This is a genomic window from Roseibacillus ishigakijimensis (assembly GCF_016595415.1).
Classification (GTDB): domain Bacteria; phylum Verrucomicrobiota; class Verrucomicrobiia; order Verrucomicrobiales; family Akkermansiaceae; genus Roseibacillus; species Roseibacillus ishigakijimensis.
In genome coordinates, this window is sequence record NZ_JAENIO010000125.1 from 1 (window position 1) to 724 (window position 724).

The following is a 724-nucleotide window of genomic DNA, read 5'->3' on the forward strand; positions in this document are numbered from 1 at the left end:
CGTCGATCTCAGAGCTCAGATCGTCGATCTCAGAGCTCAGATCGTCGATCTCAGAGCTCAGATCGTCGATCTCAGAGCTCAGATCGTCGATCTCACGGCTCAGATCATCGATCTCACAGCTCAGATCATCGATCTCAGAGTTCAGATCATTGCTTTCCCGCCGACCTTTCTTCGAAGCACAGGAAACAAAACATGTTTTACCTGAGAATGTTACACACCCGACTTTTCTCGCTCTTCCGAGGAAAGAAACTTTTTCTCGCCGTCAATAATGTCAAAAGCCCAAGTTCTGGTCCCAGAGCGGTGCCCTGGGCGGGTATGGGATAACCCGTTCGGGCTCGGGAAGGAAGCGGGGGCGTGACGTTGGAAAAAATCGTCAGGAAAGGCATGGTGCACCGGCGTATCGTGGGTGGACGAAGCTGCGGCTGCTTTCGTGATCATGGGAGGCAGCTGCGAGAATGGTTATTGGTGCGGCGAGATCTCAACCTTGCTGGGACGAGGGCTGGGCGACCATCCCAGGGCCTTGCCCTGGGCTGGTATGGGATGCCCCGTTGGGGCGTGGGGTGGCCGTGGCCGAACGGCTGAAGGCGGCGGTGTGGCGCATGGGCGGGCGGATGGAAAGCAGGGCGTGATGCATCGCCGTTTCGGGGGTGGACGATGCTGCGGCTGCTTTCGTGATCATGGGAGGCAGCGGCGAGAATGGTTATTGGTGTGGCAAGATCCCAGC

Annotated in this window: 2 protein-coding genes; one reads left to right on the plus strand and one right to left on the minus strand. The window is 57.7% G+C overall.

All coding sequences use genetic code 11. The features are described 5' to 3' along the window. A partial coding sequence (locus JIN78_RS17425) for an FtsB/FtsL family cell division protein (protein WP_234038068.1) occupies positions 1 to 205 on the plus strand: 205 nt, incomplete at its 5' end. 273 nt (positions 206 to 478) lie between these two features. On the opposite strand, the gene JIN78_RS16855 is transcribed toward JIN78_RS17425, so the two are convergent. Continuing rightward, positions 479 to 679: a hypothetical protein gene (locus tag JIN78_RS16855; protein WP_200393164.1), complete on the minus strand. Its 201-nt coding sequence runs from the start codon at positions 677 to 679 to the stop codon at positions 479 to 481. Between the last annotated feature and the right edge of the window lie 45 nt (positions 680 to 724).

Coding starts and splice junctions, on each gene's coding strand:
- JIN78_RS16855 (WP_200393164.1), bottom strand. CDS start 679: ATGATCACGAAAGCAGCCGCAGCATCGTCCACCCCCGAAACGGCGATG.